General features: G+C 40.0%; 16 protein-coding genes. 13 read left to right on the top strand and 3 right to left on the bottom strand.

Going from position 1 to position 24683, the window contains the following annotated elements; all coding sequences use genetic code 11:
• Window positions 1-218 precede the first annotated feature (218 nt).
• From RWN13_RS04500 to RWN13_RS04550, 11 genes are all read left to right on the top strand, one after another.
• A complete protein-coding gene (locus RWN13_RS04500; protein WP_314060866.1) occupies window positions 219-1799 on the top strand; it encodes an alpha-glucoside-specific PTS transporter subunit IIBC in 1581 nt (526 codons plus the stop codon).
• Between the two features lie 16 nt (window positions 1800-1815).
• Window positions 1816-3141 carry a 6-phospho-alpha-glucosidase gene (locus tag RWN13_RS04505; protein WP_314060869.1) on the top strand — a complete coding sequence of 442 codons (1326 nt, stop codon included), beginning with the start codon at window positions 1816-1818 and terminating at the stop codon, window positions 3139-3141.
• A gap of 56 nt (window positions 3142-3197) precedes the next feature.
• Complete coding sequence (locus RWN13_RS04510; protein ID WP_314060872.1) at window positions 3198-3716, top strand: hypothetical protein; 519 nt, start codon at window positions 3198-3200, stop codon at window positions 3714-3716.
• A 33-nt stretch (window positions 3717-3749) separates the two neighbouring features.
• Window positions 3750-4946: an MFS transporter gene (locus tag RWN13_RS04515; RefSeq protein WP_314060874.1), complete on the top strand. Its 1197-nt coding sequence runs from the start codon at window positions 3750-3752 to the stop codon at window positions 4944-4946.
• Between the two features lie 499 nt (window positions 4947-5445).
• The gene (locus RWN13_RS04520; protein WP_314060875.1) at window positions 5446-5961 is read left to right on the top strand and encodes a DUF308 domain-containing protein; all 516 of its coding nucleotides are present in this window, start codon (window positions 5446-5448) and stop codon (window positions 5959-5961) included.
• A gap of 96 nt (window positions 5962-6057) precedes the next feature.
• Window positions 6058-7500: an amino acid permease gene (locus tag RWN13_RS04525; protein ID WP_314060878.1), complete on the top strand. Its 1443-nt coding sequence runs from the start codon at window positions 6058-6060 to the stop codon at window positions 7498-7500.
• A complete protein-coding gene (locus RWN13_RS04530; RefSeq protein ID WP_314060880.1) occupies window positions 7487-9910 on the top strand; it encodes a YhgE/Pip domain-containing protein in 2424 nt (807 codons plus the stop codon). Before RWN13_RS04525 ends, RWN13_RS04530 begins: the two co-directional genes overlap by 14 nt.
• A 164-nt stretch (window positions 9911-10074) precedes the next feature.
• Window positions 10075-11064 (top strand): choloylglycine hydrolase family protein, encoded by a 990-nt coding sequence (locus RWN13_RS04535; RefSeq protein WP_314060883.1) that lies wholly within the window; start codon window positions 10075-10077, stop codon window positions 11062-11064.
• Between the two features lie 137 nt (window positions 11065-11201).
• A complete protein-coding gene (locus RWN13_RS04540) occupies window positions 11202-12581 on the top strand; it encodes a glutamate decarboxylase (protein ID WP_314060885.1) in 1380 nt (459 codons plus the stop codon).
• Between the two features lie 30 nt (window positions 12582-12611).
• Window positions 12612-12875, top strand: coding sequence for a hypothetical protein (locus RWN13_RS04545; protein ID WP_314060888.1), 264 nt, complete (start codon window positions 12612-12614; stop codon window positions 12873-12875).
• 112 nt (window positions 12876-12987) lie between these two features.
• Entirely contained in the window at window positions 12988-14349 is a 1362-nt protein-coding gene (locus tag RWN13_RS04550; protein WP_314060890.1) for a glucosaminidase domain-containing protein, read from the top strand.
• A 38-nt stretch (window positions 14350-14387) separates the two neighbouring features.
• On the opposite strand, the gene RWN13_RS04555 is transcribed toward RWN13_RS04550, so the two are convergent.
• On the bottom strand, window positions 14388-15899 hold the full coding sequence (locus RWN13_RS04555) for a helix-turn-helix domain-containing protein (protein WP_314060893.1): 1512 nt from the start codon (window positions 15897-15899) through the stop codon (window positions 14388-14390).
• Between the two features lie 409 nt (window positions 15900-16308).
• On the opposite strand from RWN13_RS04555, the gene RWN13_RS04560 reads away from it, so the two are divergent.
• Window positions 16309-16842, top strand: coding sequence for a hypothetical protein (locus RWN13_RS04560; protein WP_314060896.1), 534 nt, complete (start codon window positions 16309-16311; stop codon window positions 16840-16842).
• Window positions 16843-16864: 22 nt separating this feature from the next.
• Here RWN13_RS04560 and RWN13_RS04565 read toward each other — a convergent pair whose 3' ends face one another.
• Together RWN13_RS04565 and RWN13_RS04570 are read right to left on the bottom strand one after the other, a co-directional pair.
• Window positions 16865-18376 carry a helix-turn-helix domain-containing protein gene (locus RWN13_RS04565; protein WP_314060899.1) on the bottom strand — a complete coding sequence of 504 codons (1512 nt, stop codon included), beginning with the start codon at window positions 18374-18376 and terminating at the stop codon, window positions 16865-16867.
• A gap of 26 nt (window positions 18377-18402) precedes the next feature.
• On the bottom strand, window positions 18403-19881 hold the full coding sequence (locus RWN13_RS04570) for a helix-turn-helix domain-containing protein (protein ID WP_314060901.1): 1479 nt from the start codon (window positions 19879-19881) through the stop codon (window positions 18403-18405).
• Between the two features lie 856 nt (window positions 19882-20737).
• Between RWN13_RS04570 and RWN13_RS04575 the strand changes: the two genes are divergently transcribed.
• On the top strand, window positions 20738-24658 hold the full coding sequence (locus RWN13_RS04575; RefSeq protein WP_314060903.1) for a hypothetical protein: 3921 nt from the start codon (window positions 20738-20740) through the stop codon (window positions 24656-24658).
• The last annotated feature ends 25 nt before the right edge of the window (window positions 24659-24683 follow it).

Here is a 24683-nt window from a genome sequence, read left to right on the forward strand (position 1 = left end):
GGGAGTTATCACCGAATATTATTCCCTTGTGAAAATGTCCGCTTTTTGTGCAAAGAAACAAGAGTTGCTCATTGTAATCACTTTCATTAAAAGCCCTTGTGTTAGTGTCAGCATTTGATAAACTGAGAGCAATTACAAAAACGCTAGCGTCGTTGGATTAATAAAACTTGAAAGGACATAACGTCAATCGAAAAAAAGGAAAGAAAGAGGAATGTATCATGATGAAAAAAGTTCAGCAGTTTGGTGGGGCCATGTTAGCACCTGCCTTACTATTCTCTTTTGCGGGGATTGTGGTCGGATTTGCGATTCTCTTTAAAAATGCGGAAATCATGGGCAGTCTGGCCAATCCTGATGGCAATTGGTATAAGTGTTGGGATGTGGTGTCGGAAGGTGCTTGGGCCGTCTTTAGACAAATACCGTTACTATTTGTTATTGGCTTGCCGATTGGTTTAGCAAAAAAACAAAGCGCCAGAGCTTGTTTGGAAGCCTTAGTCATTTATCTGACCTTTAATTATTTTGTTTCAGCTATTTTGAAATATTGGGGGACTAATTTTGGTGTTGATATGACGGCAGAAGTTGGCAGCACGAGTGGGCTAGCGATGATAGCCGGTGTTAAGACTTTGGATACGGGGATGATCGGTGCGTTGATCATCTCAGGAATTGTGGTATTTTTACACAATCGTTATTTTGATACGGCTTTACCGGAAATGTTAGGAGTTTTCAGAGGCAGTTCGTTTGTGGTAATCATCGGCTTTTTCGTGATGTTGCCAGTGGCTTTGCTTTTCGCCTTTATCTGGCCAAAGTTCCAAGATGTGATTTTAAATATGCAAGACTTCTTTATCTCATCTGGAAATGTGGGAATTTGGGTGTATTCTTTCCTTGAGAAAATTTTGATTCCGACAGGCTTGCATCATTTTATCTATTCACCATTTGCCTATGACAGTATCGTGGTTCCAGGTGGAACAGCGGCTTACTTCTCAGAGCATTTGACGGATTTCCAGACAACGTCAAAAACCTTAAAAGAGATGTTCCCAATTGGTTTTTCTTTATCGGGTATGTCAAAAGTATTTGGATCTGTGGGGATTGTGCTGGCCTTTTATCGGACAGCCAAACCGGAGAAACGCAAGGCCGTTTTAGGCCTAATGATTCCTGTCGCTTTAACGGCAATTATGGCAGGGATCACCGAACCTTTGGAATTTACCTTCCTCTTTATGGCACCTGTCTTGTTTGTGGTTCACGCCGTACTGTCGGCTACTATCTCAACAGTCAGTTTTGCTTTTGGGGTTGTTGGAAATTTTGGCGGTGGGCTGATTAATTGGTTTGCCATTAACTGGCTGCCTTTGTGGAAGTATCACTCAGGCACCTATATTACCCAAATCATCATTGGGATTATTTTTGTCGGAATTTGGTATGTGGTGTTCACCTTCCTTATTCTCAAGCTGAATTTGCCAACTCCTGGAAGAGAACCAGAGGATCAGGAAATGAAACTTTATTCTAAAAAGGACTACCAAGACTTAAAAGGGGCAGACAGTCCTATGGTTGATGGGAAACCCTTAAAAGGAGATGCCAAAAAAGCTTATGATTTTCTTGAAGTTTGTGGGGGCAAGGACAATATTGTCGATGTCACTAATTGTGCAACGCGTTTGCGTTTAACGGTTAAGGATGGCAATCTGGTCGGGAATGATGGTGATTTCCGTTCTAAAGGTGCCCAGGGGTTAGTGAAAAATGGTCAAGCAATCCAAATCATTGTTGGCTTGTCGGTACCAAGTGTCAGAGATGAGTTTGAAAATTTATTATAGAAAAGGATGAATCAAGATGGAAAAAAAATCAATTTTAATCGCAGGTGGCGGTAGTACTTATACAGCAGGAATCGTCGTGATGATGTTGGAATATTTGGATAAATTTCCCGTTAGAAAAATAAAAATGTATGACAACGATGCAGAACGTCAGCAGAAAGTAGCAGAAGCTTGCGAAATTATCATTAGAGAACGAGCACCTGAAATCGAATTTTTATATACCACAGATCCAGAAGAAGCCTTCACAGATGTGGATTTTGTCATGGCACAACTACGAGTTGGTAAATATGCCATGCGTGAACAAGATGAGAAAATTCCTTTTAAACATGGAGTTGTGGGTCAGGAAACCTGTGGACCTGGTGGGATTGCTTATGGCATGCGCTCGATCGGGCCGATTATTCAATTAGCAGATTATATGGAAAAATATTCACCAGATGCTTGGTTGTTGAACTATTCTAACCCAGCAGCCATCGTAGCAGAAGCGACTCGTCGGTTGAAACCTGATTCAAAGATTATCAATATTTGTGACATGCCGATCTGTTTAGAAGAAATCATGGCACGAGTGATCAATAAAAAGTCCCGCAAGGAAATGGACGTTCAATACTTTGGTTTAAACCACTTTGGCTGGTGGACTAGTATTAAAGATAAAGAAGGTAACGACTTAATGCCGGAAATTAAAGCCCACATAGCGAAACATGGTTACGCAGAAAATACCCCTGCTGGTCAGCATAAGGAAGAAAGCTGGTTAGAAGCTATGCGTGCCGGCAAACAATTGCTGGAACTGGAACCTGACTTTTTGTCTAACACTTACTTAAAATACTATTTAATGGCAGATGAAACGGTGGAACATGCCAATAAGGACTACACCCGTGCCAATGAAATCATCGATGGCCGTGAAAAAAATGTCTTTAACGAGTGCGCCCGAATTGTTGCCAATGGTTCTGCTAAAGATACAACCATTGTTTCCAGTGAACACGCCGTCTTTATTGTAGATTTAGCTCGTGCTTTGGCTTATAACACAAAAGAGAGAATGCTATTGATTACTGAAAACAAAGGCGCAATTGAGAACTTTTCAAGTGATGCGATGGTTGAAATCCCTTGTATTGTCGGTAAGGATGGTTATGAACCGATGAGTGTTGGCAAGATTCCAACCTTCCAAAAAGGCTTAATGGAGCAACAAGTTGCCTCTGAAAAACTAGTAGTAGATGCTTGGGTGGAAGGTTCTTACCAAAAATTATGGCAGGCAATCACCATGAGTAAAGTAGTGCCAAGTGCTAAAGTAGCAAAAGATATTTTAGATGATTTGATTGAAGTTAATCGTGAATTTTGGCCTGTGTTAAGTTAAAAAGGCTATAGTTAGAGGGTGGCCTAAGCCACCCTCTTGTTAAAGGAGGAACCATCATGACACTAATAATCGGAAACACATTGAATGGCATCAGGCAATGGCTGACTAAAAAGCGTGAGAGTCAGCAGATAATCAAAGCCGCAGAAATATTTTTTTTCGTACTGCCGACGTTATTTTTGTTGTATCACTATTTAATGGCACTATTGAGTGAGCAAGACTTTTTTCATTTGCTGGTCAGTCATCCTGCTTATACCATTCAATTTATGACTTATGTTTCCTATTATTTTGTCTCATTATTATTGCGAGTGTCAGGGAAATTAACCAGTATGCCTCAGGAAATCGAGTTACTTAAAGTTTGCTTCATCCTGATTTTAATCAGCCAATTACTTAGCCTTAATATGGTAGTAACAGCAGTTGTGTTAATGGTCATAGGTCGATTGTTTAAGTGGGATGTCTTGCGGATAAACTACCATGAGGTCTTGAAGAGTCAACATAAATGGTTACTGGCCTTAGGGTGTTTTTTAGTAGTAGTTTCAGGTGCTCTTGCCTTGGTAACGGCGGTGTTACCGACGTGATGTATTTATCTAAAAAGTGGAAGGTCGTTTAGAATGGCAGACAGAGTTTCAGTGAATTCAAGAGCGAGTGGCGTGATCACTCGCCAAAAGCAATTATATCGGTGGGTTTATTTAGCCTCTTATTTGGCATTTTCTTTTGCCTCCACCCAATTTACGCCTTTCTTGTCCAGCCTAGGTTACGGTACCTTTGCCCGTGGTCTTTTATTGGCCTCATACGCTGTGACTACTTTGTTTTTTCAGTTAATATTAGGGGTGATCTCTGATAAATATCGGACTGTAAAAAAGGTATTGGCGTTGGTCTTATTAGTTTATGCCCTTGCCAGTCTGTTCTTCTTTAATCTCAGCGAGCAACATTTTTTTTGGCACATGCTGTTGATAGCCATTAGTGGTGGCTTGTTGAATACAGCCACAGGTTTATTGGACACCTGGGTGTTGCAATCCCCTATAGAGGTTCGTAAGTCTTTGTCTTTTTTAAAAGCATTCGGGTCAATTGGCTGGGCATTGGGCAGTCTAAGTGTCTCGATCGTCGTATTGAACTTCGGTTATCGCGGATTAGGTCTTAGTATTGTGTTATGGATAGCCATTGCCGTAGCAATTGGAACACTTCTAGATGACATTATTGTATTGCCAGACAGGGTCAAAACAGATGTTACCTTCTCTGATGTGGTGACACTCTTAAAAGATAAACGTTACAGCTTATTGGTGCTAATTTTATTTCTCTTATATTTTGTGATTATTTGTAACAATATTACCGTCATTGATAAAATGCTGGAACTTAAGGCCAGCACTGCTCAAATCGGTTTTAAATGGTCGATTCAATCCTTCTTTGAAATCCCTGCTTATTTAATCGGCGGTAGGTTGCTTCAAAAAATCAAGGGGGATTATTTATTAACAGTTTGTGCAGTCGCCTTATTTGTTCAATTTATCCTCTACGCTAACGCCACAACCGTCCAGCAAATAGTTGTTATCAGTGGGATGCAGATGCTGACCACACCGCTGTTGATGGTTTCATCGAAAGTTTTGATCTACGAACTATCTAGTGAACACATGAAAGCAACAGGTCAAATGTTGGCTTTGAGTATTTTTATTGGGTTAGGGTCCATGGTAAGCCCAGTGGTTGCTGGTTTCTTTGTCCAATGGCAGGGGATTACCTTTACGTTATTAAGTATTTCAATTATCCCACTAATTGCTATAGGTTTGCTATTGGTCTTAAGAAAAATGGGGAAATAAGAAATGATTAAAAACAAAATTTTGTGTTAAATAGGAGTTATGGCAACCAAACTCAGTAATAACTATTTAAATGCTAATTATACTGAATATGGGAAGCCATTATTAGGAGAGGACGTCCGATTGCCGTCATTACCATTCAAAAGACGGTGGAGGGCTACGAGATTAAGCAGAAGGAGTCTCTGAGTTTACCGTATTTTTTCGCAATCAACGGTTAACCAGTAAGGTCTCAGGTGGTCAACTGATTCAAAATGATTTGGGTACAGGTGTGGCAGTGGAAGGGAACGCTCGGATTTAAGTCAGCTCTAGTAGAAAAGGGTGTTATAGGAAGAAGATGTTAAAAGCGATTAGTAAGCAGATCATGCTTATTAATCGCTTTTTTGCATTTTTTTCGTTTCAAACGACAAGATGTCAAAATTACCAGAGGTCTCTAGCCCGTATACTTTAGTCATGGAGTTGAGAAAAGCAGTCAGCTCACAAAATGAATGGAGGAATTGTAATTATGGCAACAGCAAGAAAATTTAATATTGGAAGATGTCTATTAGGGGCTTTGTTTTTATGGGTATCGGTCCTTGCATTTCAAAATCCCGGTAGTGATTTAATCGGGTTAGTCCTTTTTTTCTCACTATCAGCAATTATTAAAGGTGGACTTGAATTAGTTGAAAGGAAGAAGATGGTAGCAGTCGAAGGGCGACATGCCAATCAGATGGTTGTTATTGGCATCATTGATTTGTTAGTCGGAGTATTTTTCTTATTCCACATTGCCCTTGGAGTCATGATATCACCGTTTATCTTTGCGATTTGGTTTATTAGCGATTCAGTCTTTAGCCTAATGAGTTTAGGTCTAATGAAACAAAGGGGTGGCCGCTACTGGTTTTCATTAGTAGCAGGTGTGATAGGTATTATTTTAGGTGTGATGTTATTCTTTAATCCGATTGTATCAGCCATCACCTTGGCATTTTTAATCGCTTTTTACTTTTTACTAACAGGCATCAATTATCTAATTAACGCATTTTAGACACATACGAATACTTCGGGATGGCGCTGATTTAAACAGGAACTTACTTCGTAAGCAATTAGCGTCTTAAATTAAAAAATGAAAGGTTTGAAAAAAATGTCAGAAAAAAGCAAAAAATTGTCATTGTTTAGTTTCTTCGCAATGACGGCGTCACTCTTTATTACCGTCTACGAATATCCAACATTTGCGGAATCAGGATTGACTTTAGTCTTCTACTTACTGGTCTGTGGCCTCTTTTGGTTCTTACCAGTTGCATTGTGTTCAGCAGAAATGGCAACAATTAAAGGGTATCAAGAGGGAGGGATTTTTGGTTGGGTCGGCAAGACCTTAGGTGAAAAATTTGGTTTCGCCGCCATCTTCTTCCAATGGTTTCAAATCACCGTCGGCTTCGTTACGATGATCTATTTTATCTTAGGGGCTTTATCAACAGCGATTGGCGTTCCGGCTTTAAATAGCAATCCAGTGATGAAATTTACTGGCGTGATTATCATCTTTTGGTTACTAACACTCTTGCAGTTTAAAGGAACAGAAACAACGGCCAAAGTGGCCAAAGCAGGTTTCATCTTCGGGATTTGTATACCCGTTGGTCTCCTACTAGTTTTAACAATTCGCTATATTCATATGGGTCATCCAATGGCCAGCTCATTTACAAGTAAAGGCTTTTTGCCAACAGGGAAAGATTTCCCTGCGCTTGTCTCATTTATGTTGGCTTACATGGGGATTGAAGCCTCAGCTCCTCATATTAATGAGCTGGAGAATCCTAAAAAGAATTACCCACTGGCGATGTTTATTCTCGTTATTGTTGGGATTGCCTTAAGCACCATCGGCGGTAGTGCCGTCTCAATGGTGGTACCTGCTAGTAAATTGTCGTTGGACTCAGGTGTGGTTCAAACGTTCCAAACCTTGTTATCAACCGGTAGCACGCCGATGACATGGGCAGTTAAATTAATCGCGGTGCTTCTGGCATTCGGTGTCATGGCGCAAGTCAGTTCATGGATTGTTGGTCCGACAGAAGGTCTTCAAGCTGTTGCGCAAAAAGGATTGATTCCAGCGCGCTTTAAAAGTGTCAATAAAAACAAAGTACCTGTGCCCTTATTAATTATGCAAGGCATTGTCGTCAGTGTGTGGGCAGCTGTACTAACTTTCGGTGGTGGGGGTAATAACGTCTCCTTCTTAACCGCCATCTCATTAACGGTCATCATCTATCTGAGTGCCTATGTCTTGTTCTTTATCGCTTACTTTGTTCTAATCTTAAAGAAAAAGAATCAAGGTTTAGAACGAACTTACCAAGTACCAGGGGGGAAAATCAGCAAACTGTTGATTGCTGGCTTTGGCTTGTTCATGTCAGTTTTAGCGATTATCTCAGCCTTTATGGCACCAAGTGAATTGAAGAGTTCTGAAGTTCACACTTATTTACTAACCTTAGGGATTAGCTTTATCGTGACGTTGGCCATTCCATTTGTCTTTTATCAGGTCTATGGACGTCACCACTCAGATACGTATAAGCCGAAAGGACGTCCTAAAAATGAAAATGACTAAACAGGAATTTATCAACATCTTCAAAAATAAGATTTTACTAATCTCGGTGATTGCCGTCACCTTTATTCCTATCCTATACGCCAGCTTTTTCTCAAAGTCGGTCTGGGATCCTTATGGCCGAGCGAAAAACTTGCCAGTTGCCGTTGTCAATCAAGACAAGCCGGTGACCATGGAAGGACAAAAAGTCAATGTCGGTGAACAGGTCGTCGGTAATTTGAAAAAAAATCACGATTTAAAGTGGGAGTTTGTCTCAGAAGAGGAAGCGAAAAAAGGCATGGAAGATTTGTATTATTACATGATCGTCACCATTCCCGAAGACTTTTCTAAAGATGCCACCACCTTAATTGATAAAGAACCAAAGAAAATGGAATTAACCTATACAACTAATGGGTCACTTAACTATATCGGTGAAGAGATTTCCCAAATGGGAGCCACTCAGCTTGAATCTCAAGTTCGAGATAATGTCACTCAGTCTTACGTAACAGCATTAGCAACAATCGGCAAAGAAGGCATCAAAAGTGTTGATCAGGCAGCAGATGGAGCAGGCCAACTAGCTGCCGGAACAGTTCAATTAGAAAGCGGTCTTGAACAATACACAAGTGGTGTTTCCCAAGCCAATAGTGGATCAGAACAATTGGCCGCAGGGACTAGCCAGTTAGCAGGCAATATTGGCCCCTTGAGTTCTGGGGTTAGTCAGTTAAACGATGGAGCGGGTCAACTAAGCTCAGCTCTAAATGAAGTTAACGGCAAAGTTCAACCCCTGACAGGCAGAATGACTGAACTAAGTAGTGGGCTAAACGAACTATCACGAGGCAGTCAGGAACTAGCTACGGCGATTGCCAATGTGGAAAACGGCTTGGATAAAAACGCCCAAGCCACGATTCAACAAAACATCGATCAAACGAAAAAAGAGTTAGAGGCAATTATCAACAATACGACTCAATTAAAGGGTGTTTCAGTCGAATCAGCCTTAGTTGCCACCGAATTACAACAAATCAGCGCTCAATTAAATGAACTGGATAGTCGCTTAATGATTGATTCAGCTAATCTACAAGGGCAGGTAGCAGACAGTATTAACCGTCAAGAAGGCATCGAGGCTGAAACAAAAAGTCAGCTGATTGCGGATATTAGCAGTAAAGTAGCTGCCTTTGAATCAGAACAAAATGCAAAAATCAAAGCAGAAACAGCGACACTTTCTAGCAATATTAACCATGCTACAACCTCTGCCAATGAGTTAGCAGCACAAGCCACAGCTTTAAGTGAGTTGGCAGCTGGAATCGCCGCTAATGCCACCACGATTCAAGGCAGTATCAATGAGATTGAAGCAGGAACAAACAGTGTCTTAAACACGCTTAATATTCCACCTTTATCCATGAAAGCGTCAGTTTTAGTTGCTGATTTGAATCAGGCCTCACATGATTTAAACATGATCAGTAGTGATATGCCAATGGCGTTAAATGATGTGAATCAACTGACAACAGGTAGTGATGCTTTAGCAACTGGTCTAGGACAATTATATGGCCAAATGCCTACCTTGTCATCAGGTGTCACCCAACTAAATTCAGGTGCAGCTCAATTAAACAGTGGTCTAGGAGAGCTTAATCAAAACTCACCACAGTTGATGAGTGGGATCGATCAATTAGACGATGGGGCTGGTCAATTAGCCGGGGCCTTAGGTCAAGCGGCGACACTGGCAGCGAAAGTCGATGTCAATGAAAAAAATATTGAGATGTTTGCTGACCCAACGACCTTAAAACTAGACGAATATAGTAAAGTGGCTAACTATGGTGAAGCATTGTCTCCTTATATTATGTCTCTCGCATTATTCGTTGGATGTTTAGTCTTTAACTTTGTTTTCCCTATTCGTAAAGTCTCGATTGCTGGACAATCCGCTCGTGATTGGTGGTTAAGTAAAGTCGCCATTGGCTTTGCGGTGTCAACAGCCATGGCGTTAATCGAAGCCACACTCATGTTAGCCATCGGGTTAACGGTGGATAATCTAGGTCAATTTTATCTAATTGCGTTGATTAGTGCTTGGGCCTATATGTACTTAGTGATGTTCTTCGCGATGACCTTTGATAATCCAGGACGTTTTATTTCCATGGTCTTACTCGTCTTGCAACTAGGTGGTGCTGGTGGTACCTTCCCAATGCCATTAACTAATGGATTCTTTAATGCGATTCATCCGTATCTGCCAATGTCTTACTCCATTTACGGCTTCCGTGAAGCCATCTCAGGTGGGATTGGCGCACCGATGTTTAACAAGAGCGTCTGGGTCTTAAGTTTACTCTTTGTAGTCTTTGTGATCCTCTTGAAATTCTCTATGAGCTGGTTACAAAAGAAACATCAACAAGGTATCTCACAATTAGATGATAACCAAAAATTACTAGCTGTTGAAGAAATCGATTAACCTTGGCTGGAACTGAAATTCCCTAGATTAAGGTGAGACAATGCTATCGCTTGATTCTGATGAAACTGTCGAAAGAACGGACATCATCTGAAAGCTATAGCAGAGGTTTTGCCAGTAAGATAGTAAGTGTCAAACAACTAAAACAACTAAAAGGACGTGGCAGTATGTGCACAAGTATTTTTACAGAAACAAAAGATGGTTACCATATTTTATCAAGAACAATGGATTTTTCATTCCCCTTAAATCCTAATCCGTTATTTATGCCAAGAAAATACACCTGGGTCGCAGAAGCTGATGACATGGTGTATGTCAATCGCTATGGCTTTGTCGGTGCCGGCAACGAAGCAGCTAACACCTACATGGTAGCTGACGGCGTTAATGAAAAAGGATTATCCATTGCGGAGTTATACCTTCCTGGTGAAGTTCACTATCAAACCGAGTCGGAAGATTATCAAATTAACCTAGCACCACATGAATTTATTATGTGGGCCTTAGGCAACTGCGAGTCAATATTGGACTTGGAAAATCGGATTGAGGACGTGAACATCGTGGGCCTTAAAGCACCTTTAATCGGTGTCGTAACCCCTATTCATTGGATTATTACCGATGAAAGCGGCCGTTGTGTGGTGATTGAACCAACTCAAAGAACATTAGTCATCCAAGAAAATCCTGTCGGCGTTATGACCAATAGCCCTTGCTTTGACTGGCATGTGGACAACTTAAGGAATTATTTAAATGTTCAACCGAAACAGTATGAGCCAAAGATGTTCGGTGATTATAAAGCAGTGCCTTTTTCACAAGGAACCGGCACCATGGGCTTACCCGGCGGTTATACACCACCAGAACGATTTGTGCGAGCCGCATTTTTTAAAGAACATATTGGTCAAGCGCAAAATGAAGTTGAAGGGGTTAGTAATGCTTATCATATTTTAGCCACAGCCCGTATTCCTAAGGGGATTGTCATAACAGCAGAAGGTGCAGAAGACTATTCTCAATACGTGGGAACCATGTGCAACGAAAGTCGCTCATATTACTTCAATGCCTATGAAAATAATCAAGTCGCTAAGGTGACGTTGACTAAAGAATTATTAAAAAGCCAAAAACCAATCATGTTTATGGCAGATAAAGTTGAAATGATTAAAGAACTAAATTAAAACACGCTTAATTATTAAAGAAAGGCATGAGCCAAGGTGGGGGAAACTAAACATGTTTTATCCCGGATTATTAGGTTGGCCATTGTCAGACAACTGCGAAAAAAACATCCTGTTAAAGGATAACGGAGGAACCCCCTATGAAATTACAAAAAAAAGCAGCAACACCAATCTTTGGAACCCAAGCGTCTGGTAGAGACGTTGTGATGAAGGTCTTACACAAGGATCCGATTGAGCCAGATGTGGCCTATCGTTTAGTGAAAGATCAATTAGTGGATGAAGGCAATGCCCGTCAAAACTTGGCAACCTTTTGTCAAACTTATATGGATCCAGAAGCCACTCAATTAATGTCAGAAACCATGGAAAAAAATGCCATTGATAAATCTGAGTACCCTCAAACAGCTGAATTAGAAACGAGCTGTGTCAATATTCTGGCTGACTTGTGGAATGCTCCCGATGTTGAACGAGTTATGGGAACTTCAACAGTTGGCTCTAGTGAAGCTTGTATGCTTGGTGGGATGGCCATGAAATTCCGCTGGCGCAATCAAGCCGAAAAACGCGGCTTGGATCTCACGCAAAAACCTAACTTAGTCATTTCCTCTGGTTATCAAGTGTGTTGGGAAAAGTTCTGTGTTTACTGGGATATCGAGATGCGTGAAGTTCCAATGGATAACGGTCACTTAAGCATTAATGTGGACAAAGTGCTAGATTATGTTGATGAGTACACGATTGGTGTGGTTGGAATCCTAGGCATTACCTATACCGGGAAGTTTGATGATATTGCAGCCCTTGATGAACTGGCTGAAACTTACAATCAAACACACGACCATGAACTGGTGATTCATATTGATGGGGCCAGTGGTGCTATGTTTACCCCCTTTGTCAATCCAGAATTAGCCTGGGATTTCCGCTTGAAAAACGTGGTATCGATCAATACCTCTGGGCATAAATATGGGTTGGTCTATCCAGGTGTTGGTTGGATCTTATGGCGTGACAAGAAATACCTGCCAGAAGAATTAGTCTTTGATGTTAGCTATTTAGGTGGACACATGCCTACCATGGCGATTAACTTTTCCCGCAGCGCCAGCCAGATTATTGGTCAGTACTACAACTTTTATCGTTACGGCTTTAATGGTTATAAAGAAATCCACACACGCACAAAAGAAGCGGCCATGAGCATTGCCAAAGCCGTGGAAGAAACAGGTCTCTTTAAAGTCTACAACGATGGTGAGAACTTGCCAATTGTCTGCTATACCTTAAAAGATGAGGCCGAAGTTGAATGGACTCTTTATGACTTAGCTGATCGTCTATTGATGAAAGGCTGGCAAGTACCGGCTTATCCGCTACCAGAGGATTTAGACAGCACAATTATCCAACGATTTGTTTGTCGAGGTGATTTAGGCCAAAATATGGCAGAAGCGCTAATTAGAGACTTTAATCAAGCTATTGAGGACTTAAATAACGCTCGCATCTTATATCACGGAAAAAAAGTAGCACGAACACAAGGTTTTACTCACTAATTAACAATTAAAAAAAAAGAGGCGATGGGTATGACACAACATGAACATAGAAAAGACGAGGCAATCGAACATATTGCCAAAACACTAGTACTTTTAGATCTTGAATTGGAGCGATTGCGAGATAATCATGAATCCGGTAAAAAAAACAGTGCTAAAAGCTGGTTTGAACAAAAGAAAGCCATTTATGAAATTAAGCGAGCCTTAAGTCGTATCGGCGAATATGACAACTATCAGGAAGAAGAATCGGATTATATTATCCAAAGCTATTTGGCAAAGATGTCAGCCACAAGGTAGTCGCCTCTTTAAAATAGATGAATCAAAACGGGACATCAGGCATTTTCTAATTGGAAGTCCCATTCTAACTAGAAAAGGTCTGATGATAAAAATTGTAGGAGTGAATAAAAAAATGAAGAAATTATCAGGTTTAATGATGGCTATTATATTATCATTTCAAGCATTAATCATACCAACAACTGCTGTTCTGGCAAGTGAGACCGGCAATCAGCCAGTCGAGAAGAGGCAACAAGCTGAGGTCGGGAAGGCCGAAGAAACAAAGGAAAAAGAGTTGGAAACGGAGACTCCCTTAGATTCTACTGCAGAATCGACTGAAGAACCAGTCACCAAACCTGAGGCACCTGTAGAGGTAGAACCAGAAAAGCCGGAAGAACCAGAGGAAAAACCAGAAGCAAAACCAGAGATAAAACCAGAGATAAAACCAGAGATAAAACCAGAGATAAAACCAGAGATAAAACCAGAAGTAGCGGAACCGTTACCAGCACCAGAGGCAATAGAGAGCGACACTAATAAAGAAGAACAGGCAACAGCTCAATCAGCTCTTCCTAGTTATTCAACAGCAAGCAACCTTGTGCTGACTCACAATAAAACTACGGCAGAATTCGTCAAAAAAATCGGGGAACCTGCCCGAAAAATCGGTCAAGAGCATGACTTATACGCCTCTGTCATGATAGCTCAGGCAATCTTGGAATCGGCAAGTGGCAACAGCCAGTTGGCCCAAGAACCTTATTATAACTTTTTTGGTATTAAAGGCAGTCACAACGGCAATAGCGTCAAATTCGCCACCCAAGAAGATCCAGGTAATGGCGCTCTGTTTACCACGTCCGCTAGCTTTAAAGCTTATAGTGGCTATGAAGAAAGTCTCCAAGATTACGCTAAATTATTAAAACAAGGGGTCAATGGCAATTCCGAATTTTATCAGGGTGTTTGGAAATCCAATACCGATAGTTATAAAGAGGCAACAGCCTTTCTAACAGGGCGTTATGCGACGGATACTAGTTACGATCAAAAATTAAATGCCCTGATCCAAACCTATGGCTTAACCAGCTATGACAAAGAGCAGGGGACTATAGGGAATGGTGGTTTTATCGTCCCAGTAGAAAATCACACGATTTCCAGCCCCTATGGTGACCGCAGTTTTGATGGTCGAACAGAATTCCATCGAGGTTTGGATTTCGCTAGCCCCGCCAACGAACCAATCAAAGCGAGTAAAAATGGCGTCATTCTTAAAGCAGAGTTTGATAGTTCTTGGGGGAATTATGTAGTAATTGAGCATGAGGATGGGATGATGAGCCTGTATGCTCACCAGTCTGCTTCAGTCGTATCAGTTGGCGACCATGTTGAACAAGGCCAACTAATCGGATATGTGGGGACTACTGGCGACAGTACCGGCAATCACCTTCATTTGGAAATTGGCACCGATACAAGCTTGAGCCGTGAAAGTCTAATTGATCCCAGTACTGTTTTAGACTAATAAAGTAAGCCCAACAGACATGAGCTGTTGGGCTTTTCTTATATAAATACTTGGCTTTTCATTTTGGCCACAATCTTTAATTTCTTCTCAATTTCCTGAAAATCGCTGGACTTAATTGGAAAATCAAAGAGATGAACTTTATAGGAAAAGCGCTGTTGCTCCTCAATGATGTTCGGAATATTGGTTAAGACGATGTCAGATTCATGCAACAACTGATGGGTCAAAAAACTAATATTAAAATCATGCTTAAAGCGATCAGTTATCTTGGTGATAATCGATTCCTTAACAAAGAAAGGCAAGTCTGTGTCTAAAAATAGTCGAATCGGCGGTTCATAATAATTAAGGGGGGTGACGGAAGAAAACAACAACAAGTATTTTTGCAAAAGAAAATCTTTTTCCAGAAAAATACTTTGGTTGCTTTCTTTATGAAGAGACTGAATAAAGAAAGTCAAGTTTTCTTTTAGTGTTGGGTAATCATAGTCACTTTCATTGATGACAGAGTGACCATCGATATCAACTTTTAATTGATTAAACACACGACAGAAGAGATGAGCACAAAAACTGGTAATAAAAAAGCGCTCTTTTATTTCTGCTGGGATCGGCACCAAGGTATCGTGAAAACGAGTCACAAATAGTGTAGTCGTTTGGTAAATATCAGACTGTTTCTTTTGATGAAAGTCAAATATCCGTTGCTTTAAGTCTTCAGATTCATAAATTTTTATTTTCATCTGTAAGAGTAAGGCGTAAAAAACGAGCTCAGATTCCACGTAAATATTATAGTTATCCACAAAGGTTTTAGCTGGTGGCAAGGTAGCTAACAGAGCAGGGACATTGACGTAGTCTTTCCAATGGGGCTCCAGTTCAATTACATGATTTTTTCTTAGGCGGATAAAGTTAACCGCCATCATATAAGCCATTTGTTTTCGATGGACATCAGAGAACTTAATCCCGACAGATTGAGAAAAGCTGTCTACGGCGTTGTAGGCTTTAAGCTGATCAATTGAGTCAAAAGGCCAAGTGACCCCTTTAAAGGTAACCCAACCGATAATATAACCAATGATCCGAATCTTTTTTTCTTCCCCTTCAATCTGAAAAGAACTACGGGATAAGGAGAGGCCGTAAAGATTTAAAAAACCTTTGATTTTTTTTAGACTTTTGCGGATGGCATTTTCACTGACGAAATAGGACATAGCATATTGGTTAACCGAATAAAACTCTTCAAATAAAATCTTTTTTAAAATTTGAATGGTTTCATCATTTTCTAAAATATGGTTTTTGAAATTAAGATAATTACTACCCGTTTCAGATTCCAGTAACACGCCGTTATACTTCTCATAGGTTAATTTGATGTAACTGTCTTTCACCTCGTTATATTCATCTAACGTATCTTCCAGTTGGTGAATATAGCGTTGGACCGTTCGTTCAACCACATTTAAGCGTTGACTTAATTCATGAACGCTGTACCATTGCTGGCTTTCTGAAACTATCTCCAACATTTTCAACATAATCTTATTCTGATCATCTAATAAATCCAAAATATCAGCTTCCATAGTCATGTCCTCCTAAGGTGTGTCATAGGTATAAAATAACTACCTCTTAAGAACAATGTACCACTTTTTTGCAAAAAAGTGTAATGGAACGACTGCTTGAGACTTAAAGCGGTACCTAAGACCAAAAAACTTATGTGCAAATCGTTCCAGCGGCACGACAGGATTAAAGAATTGGACTAGAGAAATCTCGATATAATAGAACTAGTAAAGGAAAAACAAATCCGATGAGCCATTAGCTTGCATCAGGTTTGGGGAAAAGCTGTCGACATAGTGAGGTCAAACTTACAGGGAGGCTAAAAATAAGTCAGTTAGTCAAGAAAATGTAGTCACAGGAAGCGAAAATGAATGTGACAAGCAATTAGGTGAAAGAGTTCAATAAATAAACTATCACAAAGTCAGGAGAATCGGTGTGAGAATTGGCATCTTAATTAAACGAAATACCTATCAACAAATTGAAAAAATAGGGGAGTGCGATACGGTGATCATCTTAGATGAAGACCTATTGACAAAGGAATCCTTTAAAACAATTATCAAGGAGAACTTAGCAAATGAGCTAGTCATATCAGAGTTAGGCGTTATCCCCTTAAGGTTAATCCAGCTATTGCCAGCCTTTAGATTACTGGTGGAACATCAGCAACGACTAACCTTTATAAAAAAAGATGACCATCGTAAGTTATCGGATCAAGAATATTTTGATGAATTGTATCAAATGGCTTTGTTCGAAGAACGAGTGATGCAAATTCGGACAAAAATAGGCATAAAAAAAGCGCGGGAGGAAGGCATCAGCATCGGTCGGCCCCCAATCAAAAATGAGCGAGCTCAAAGGATTCAGCATCTCTACCAAAACGAAAAGAAAACGATTCGCGAAATTGCTGAGCTTTGCCAAGTTTCAGTGGGAACTGCTTATAAATATGCCACTCAGGATGTAGAGAGTGCCAGCTAAAAAACAAAGAAAAGCCAAATTTCTAAGAAGAAATTTGGTTTTTTTGTTGAGCAACCATCTTAAGGGAGTGTTCCAGTTCATGGTAATCTCTGGTTTTTATCGGAAAGTCGAATAAGTGGATTTTATATGGGAGGAGAGAGTGATTTTCTGTAGTCTTCGGAATATTTGTTAGGACAATATCGGCTAATTGCCATGAATAGTCAGCTAGAAACAAGATATTGTAATCGTATTTAAAGCGATCATGGAGTTTGCTAATAATGTGTTTGTTGATAAAAAAAGGCAGATCGCTGTCCAAGGAGATTTTAATCGTTGGCTCGTAATGGGTCAACGGTGAAACCGAGGAGAACAATAACATATATTTTTGCAAGAGGAATTCTTTTTCTGCAAAGATATTATTCTGGCTTTTTTCATGTAACTGGCTAATGAAGAGAGTCAAGTTCTCCTTAAGGATGGGGTAATTATATTCGGGCTTATCTAAAATCGAATGGCCGTCAATATCGACAGAAAGTTGACTAAATATTTTGCAAAAGAGATGAGCACAAAAGCTAGTTGTAAAAAAACGATCCCCCAACTCATTTGGGACAGCCACGACATGATGATGAAAACTACTGACAAAAAGTGAGGTGGCTTCATAAATATCGGATTGACTTTGCTGATGATAGCCAAAAATTCTACTTTTTAATTCCTCAGATTCGTAAATTTTACTTTTCATTTGCATCAGCAAGGCATAAAAATATAGCTCAGATTCAACATAGATGCTATAGGTTTCGATAAATTGTCTCATAGAAGGGAGCGTCGTTATCAGCGCTTTGATGTTGACGTAATTTTTCCACTCTGGTTCCAATTCAATCACGTGATTTTTTCGTAAGCGAATGAGATTAATGGCCATCATGTAAGCCATCTGCTTGCGGTGAATATCTGAAAAAGTCAGGCCAACTGCACTAGCAAAAGAATCGATTGTTTGATACGCCTTAAATTGATTGACAGAATCAAAGGGCCAACTAGCACCTTTATAAGACAACCAGCCAATAATATAGGCGATGATTCGAATTCGTTTTTCTTCTCCCAAAATCTGAAAAGATTTTTTTGATAAAGACAATGAATAAAGTTCGAGAAACTTCGTGATTTTTTTGACGCTTTTGCGAACTGCATTTTCACTGACAAAATAAGTGAGAGAATATTTTTTGACAGAATCAAAATGTTCAAACATGATTTTTTTGAAAATTTTCATCGTTTCATCATTCTCAAAAATATGATTTTTTATTTCAAGACAGTTATTTGCCGAGTCAGACTCTAGTAAGACCCCATGATAACGTTCGTAACTCAGCTTGATACTACTGTTGTTCTGGTGATTATAGTCATCAATCGTCTCTTGTAAATGGTGAATGTAACGCTGGATGCTTCGTTCGACAACGTTGAGTCGCAGACTAAGTTCGTGAACACTGTACCAATTTTGACTCTCAGAAATAATGGCCAAAATATTTAATTGGGTTTGATTTCGAACGTCTAAAAGTTCAAAAAGGTTGTTTTCCATCTAATCTGTTCTCCTTCCGTGTCTGTTTAATTAGTGGTGTCAATGGTGCCAATAACGGTCATTAGTTTTCGCCAATCTCTTTCGCTAGGTGGAAAATCTAAAACAAAGGTTTTTGTTGCCAAAGCAAACTTTTTTATGTAAATGTCAGAAAGCAATAAATCGTATTCGCTGGCTTCTGTTGGTATTTGACTACTAGTGTCAATCTTCAGGTTAAAATCAGGCAGTTGAAGTAACTGTTGGCGGATATATTCCTCGCTTAAAGGCTCAGTGGCACACACTAATTTAATTTTAATCTCCTTTTTTAAACGGGTTAAATCGATGGCTGAACTAAAGATTAATAAGCAATTGTACAATAGATAGTCCTGATCGAAATGTGGAACATCTTCGTCAATAATTGGAGCTAGAATCCCGACTATTTGTTTAATTTGATTAAAAAAAAGTGGATTACCTTCTGCTACTTCGTCAAGAAATTCTTGGATATTTGAATGATGAATTTTAATATCAGAAAAGATCACCACGTATAAGTAGATACACAACAATTTATAGAGGCAACCTTGTTCATTTTGAATCATAACCTCTGGATTGAATTGTTTAAATAACTGAATAAAATGAGTGGCAAACAAACTAGAGGAAGTTTGATGCAGCTGGTGCCAGTCGATCTTTAAGTGATAGCCATTTAGATGGTCAAGAAAAATCGGATTAGAAACAAAAATAAGTGCCAAAAAACTCCACTCATTTTCAAAATAGGCTTCAGGAACCAGGTGGGTCACAAAGGGCTTCATATAAGTCGAATACCGTTTAAAATGATCATCAAGGAGTTCCATGTTTGGTCCTTCAATTAAAAATTGTTGATGTTGGTGTCGAGTGCAATTGATGGCCAGTCGGTAAAAAAATTGCAAGCGTTCAATCTCAGTAATGGAAAACTCGTTTTCATCGATTATTTGATAATAGTCAATTAATAGCTCGTCGTAACTAACCAAATGAAAAGGCCATTTTTCACTCTTGATGACGTGCCAATAGAAGCGATAAAAAAATTCTCTGATTAGGTGTTCAGGCCCTGAAAGATGGAAATTACCAATATCAATCGTTAGCCCACTTTTTTCTAGAAAGAGCTTAATGAGCTGTAATTTTCGATAAATGGTACTAGATGAAAGGTAAAAGGTATCTGTTAAACTTTTGATCGAAACGTCCTTACATTGGAAAAGATGGTCAATCAGTTTATAACAGAGGGTATCTTTAAGAAATAAACTCTCAATTTTGCCGATTGAATAAAGGGAATGGGACGTTTTTAAGTAGAAGCCTTTATATTTTTTACTGAGAATAATGAGATCATTCGTTTGTTGAAAATAAAGCTCATTTAAAATATCTAAGGTGCGATAGGTCGTATTGGCTGAACACTTGCCAATAATTGACAGCTCTTTTTCGGTCCACCAGCGCTCCTCCTTATAAAGGGCGCGTAAAAAGAGCAAGGCTCTTTGCTCCGTAACATCTAATAAGTCTTCCATTGATTGTGTCTCCTCATGTTTACTAAATTCAGGCATCCTAACATCATAAATAAAGTATATAAGGAATAAAGGCTCTTAAGTTTGGCATTTTTGTCGCGTGATACGAGATAGGAGATAAGTATATTTATAAAAAACAGTATAGCGCGTAATAGGGATGCCGTCACTTTTAGCGACTAGGAGTTTCTTGAAGTTTTAAGGCGGTTATCTGGCGATCAAGAAAGGTAAAAGCCGATACAAAGGCATTTTTATCGAGGAATGACGCCTTGTCCCAAAAGTGAATGGTGACAACGTCACTATTAGAAGTGGACTATTGTGAGGCAACCCCTTAGTATTATTAGTGAACAAAAAATAGATATTAAATAAGGCATACTCGAACAATCATCAAGCATATTTATGGGGATAGGTATGTGTAGCTTGAGTGAATAAAGGGGTCTAAAGGAATAGAGGGTGACTCATTTTTTAGCATGGTAAAAGGGGATATTTAGCTAAACTGTTCGGATAATGACAAGACAGAGATTAAAGGAAAGTCTGTTATGGGGGCAGTCATAATTCTGAGTTTTTCTGATAGGAGTGTTCAATTATTCGTACCTTAGAGAACAGTGTCATTGATTAATCGAAAGAAACGAGTTCAGTCACAGTAAATGGGAATACAGATAGGGCCTGTACTCGTTAAATCAAAGGGAAGGGGATGACCGTTCAATATAAGGGAGAGCGGTCATCCAGATCTACCGAGAGGTCAGAGAGAATCCCTTTAAATAAGAGCGTAAGTTATTTAAAGTTTATATAAATGTGTCACTGACAAAATCGGATAACGATCAGGGAGTTAAGGTTAAATTTATTAATTGGAGAGGATAACATGAAAAAAAACATAAATAAACTTCTAGTAGGGCTGGCGATGATTGGGCTATTTGCGGTTAATTTGGCACAGACCGGAAGTTTATTGGTTGAAGCAAGTAGGAATAATCCTAATGATGAAGCAATCACCTTGGAGATGTCGGCGGAAAAAATTGCCAAAGGGGAAACTGTGCAGGTAGAACTAACAGATAATCAACAGGCATTAGCAACTATTTTGTCTAGAGATACTATGGGGGTCGACGGTAGCACATCAAACGGTGAGCAACCACTGTTCTTGACTATCCCAGATGGACTTGTGCTTCAAACGGATTTAATTAGTCAACAGAATCAAAAAGAGGGGATGTCGATTAGTTTAACAGAGCGTCCCAATGAGTATCGGATCGATTGGTCGGAAGAGCGTCAACAGACTAAGTTAAAGTTATCAATTTTAGCAACAGATGAAGGTCTGTTCAAAATTACATCTGAAAAAAAACGACATAACGAAAGGGTCGCCATGACCAGGACTGAATTATCCGTTAAAGGAGAATCAACAGAACTACTGGCAACCTCAACTGATTTAACCGAAAGCATTAATGAACCAGTTACAAGGGCTAGTCAAGCTATCTCAAACGAAACGGAGTTTAGACAAGCCTTGACCAATACAGCAGGTGTTGAGTATCACTTGGCAGCTAATGTAAATCTGGGGTTTGTCTCACCGAATAATTCCAATATTACCGTTACGACAAATAAACAGATTGATTTAAACGGCTTTAGCCTTCATTTTGGCATTGGAGGAAATGCCTCTAATGGGCGGATTTTATTGAAAGGTTACGAGAACTTTACGGAGTTTAAACTGTTTGATAGTAGTCATGGCCGGGTCGGACAGATTACCAGTGCCTTTACTTACGGCAATGGCATAACTGGTGGGATCATTTATGATGGCTATACGGGTGGCGCTAATCAATTAGGAGCCAATGGGCTGAATAAAAATTTGGAAGTGATTTTGCAAGATTTAAACGTGACTTCAGATAGTTTTCTAAATGTGTACTTTGCCAAAGGTGTGGTGATGAAAGGAAAAGTAGACATTCATGTAAACCGAAAAGGCATCAAAGCCTCTAATATTACAGCCTATGGGGATTCGACTGATCCCAACAATCCAGAAAATGCGGTAGTCGAAAGCTCCACGACTAATACAGGAGGCTCCGGAGCTTTTGCACAAGATAATGGCGCACTAAATTTTGCCTTGGGTTATCAGTGGTTAAATAATGTAGGCTCACGAAATGATGAGCGGAAATTCTGGGTTCAAAAAAATGCAACAGTGAATGCCACCTCAAAATCTCAAGATACTGCCTACGGTAATATCGTAGCGAATTACAGAAGCATCGTCATAGATGGCCGTTTTAATGCGACTGCAGATCGTTCGCCAGTATTAAGGTCCATTGGGTCAGAGCCGTCAGCGTCGACTAATGCTCAGATTTATTTTAATAAAGGATCGAGCACAAGACTGTATACGACTTATACAGGGAATAGTTATGGCGTTGTCTATACTTACAAAATGGATATCCATATAGACAGTCCAGAAATATTTGATTTACGCTATTACGGGAGAGGGGCATCCTTCTTTTATGCCTATGCATCTGGTGGAAGAAGTACGATTGAAGTCAAGAACATGGATAATGCGATTTGGGATGCGAATTCCTATGGTGTTGGAAACCCAGCCTATCTGTGGCAAAAAGTAACTAATTTTAAAATAACCAACTTAGCAACGGATAATAATTATGTCATTGAATCGACGGACCCCACTCTGACAAAAGCCAAGTTTAACTTAAATGCTTCCAGTAGGTGGTCAAATGACGTCTTACTGCCTAACATCACCATTGACGAGGCTGAGGTAGTATCAGGTTCTTATGAAGTGCCTAATAATAAAAAAGGGCTATCAGGATCGACTGACTATATTGAACCAAATGGGAATCACATTGTAAAACCGGCTACAGGAGCTAAGGTAACGCTAAAGTTGGGAACGACTACCTATCAAACCACCGTTAATGGAGAAGGCAATTGGGGCTTTCCAAATCTGGATTTAACTGCTTATAAAGGCGGAACTACAGGCTCACTGACTTTAGTTGATTTAGATGAGCGGACAGCATCGGCTAACTTGGCAATAATTGATAAACAGCCACCAAAAGCACGGGCTGTGGCTCAAAAAACGAACCTTAACAGCACAAGTGGGATACCAGCAGTGGCTAAAGAAGCTGTGACGGATTTATCTGATGAAACAACGGCAGTCGCTAACTTACAGATTCAGTGGCTAACATCGGCTGCTGAAAAAGCAGAAATGGTCAAATCAATCGGCCTTAAAATCTTAAAGGTTAGTGTTAAAGATGAGGCTTCAAACGAAACCGTTGTGGAGGTGCCCTTATTAGTGATAGACGAGACCACTGTTGATACACCCACAGGAGCTGTTTCCGGGATTGATTTTTCCTCTACAACAAAGGAGTTTTCAGGAGACCAACGCCGTGGGATTGTTCTGGAAAAAGGGAAAGCCAAAGGGTACGAAAAAGCCAGCGATCGGATTGTGGATGTGACCAATGATGAAGCTAAATTCATCGTTGATTTTACGAAAGTGGGAACAGACACAGGGAAAAAATACCCGATTACTTTAAGGGTGGCAGATGCAACTAAAACGATTTATGTGACCTTTGCAGATGAGAAAGGCCCAACTGCTAAAAGTAAAGTCACTCCAATTAAACAAGATGATCAAGCTGCCATCAATGCTGGGGACTTAAAGACCTTCGTAAGGGATTTAGAAGACGATGTCTCAGCAGTAGCCGATATTAAGGCAGAACTTGTGGCCGGTCAAAATGTGGCAAACTTAGTTGGTACAGTTGGTCCCAAAGAATTAAAAATAAAGTTTAGCGATGAAGCGGGAAACTCAACCATCGTGACCACGTCCCTCTTTATCTACGACGAGACGTTTGAAGTCGGGGATGGGGTCTTGCTTAAAGGGTCAGATATGCGAATGGCCAAAAGTGATTGGCTTGGTAACCAACGAGAGCTAGTGATTGAACAGGGGAAGGTAGAAGCCTATGATATCTCAGGTGAAAAACCAGTTAACATTACCAATGATAAAACGAAATTCGACATCTTCACCGATCAAGTATCAACAGATGAGGAAGTTGATTATCCCGTCATCTTACATAGTAATGGCACTTCTAAAATCATCATGCTAACCTTCAGTGAAAGTGTGACAAAAGTTAAGCTAAGTGTCAACCATTTCCTTTTTGGAACAGATGAGGAAATTTATGAAGACGCACTAAGAACTACAGCGAAAAAACAACCAGATATCTATGAAGCGACAGCCGGTGAATCCTTGTCTGAGACCTTGGCTAACTTGGATATGATTTTAGCTTATGATGGGTACACCAGAGTGCTAGAACCTCCTTACGAAGTTTCTGACAATCAGGGAGCCGTCTCAGACACCGTACCTAAAACTGATTTTAGCGTGACCTATTATTACACCGGAGAATTGGCCATTGAGGAAGCCACAGCAGTTGAATTTGGTACGATTGACTTAAATAACGCAAACGTCAAACGTTATCAACCGATCAATACACCAAAAGTTGATGTGATGGATACGCGCAAGATCAGCTCTGAGGACAACTGGACCTTGCAACTCGCTCAAGGTATCCCTCTGGCCGATAAAAAACAATCCCTTTTTATTGGTGAGTTGCTTTTTGTAGACCGTCAGGGCAGCGAAAAAATAATCAGTAAAACCAGTGAATCTGTTGTTTTAGGCACAAATGAACGACCACTGACGGTTGTGAACATGACCACAGCAGGAAAAAAAGAAGGGCTTTACTTAAGGCAAGGAATGGGCAACTATGCCCGAAGTTATCATGGCACCCTTAAGTGGTCCTTAATCGACGGCCCGTCTCAGCCTTAGAAACCATGTCACACCCATCATAAAG

The organism is uncultured Vagococcus sp. (assembly GCF_963518325.1).
Taxonomy (GTDB): Bacteria; Bacillota; Bacilli; order Lactobacillales; family Vagococcaceae; genus Vagococcus_D.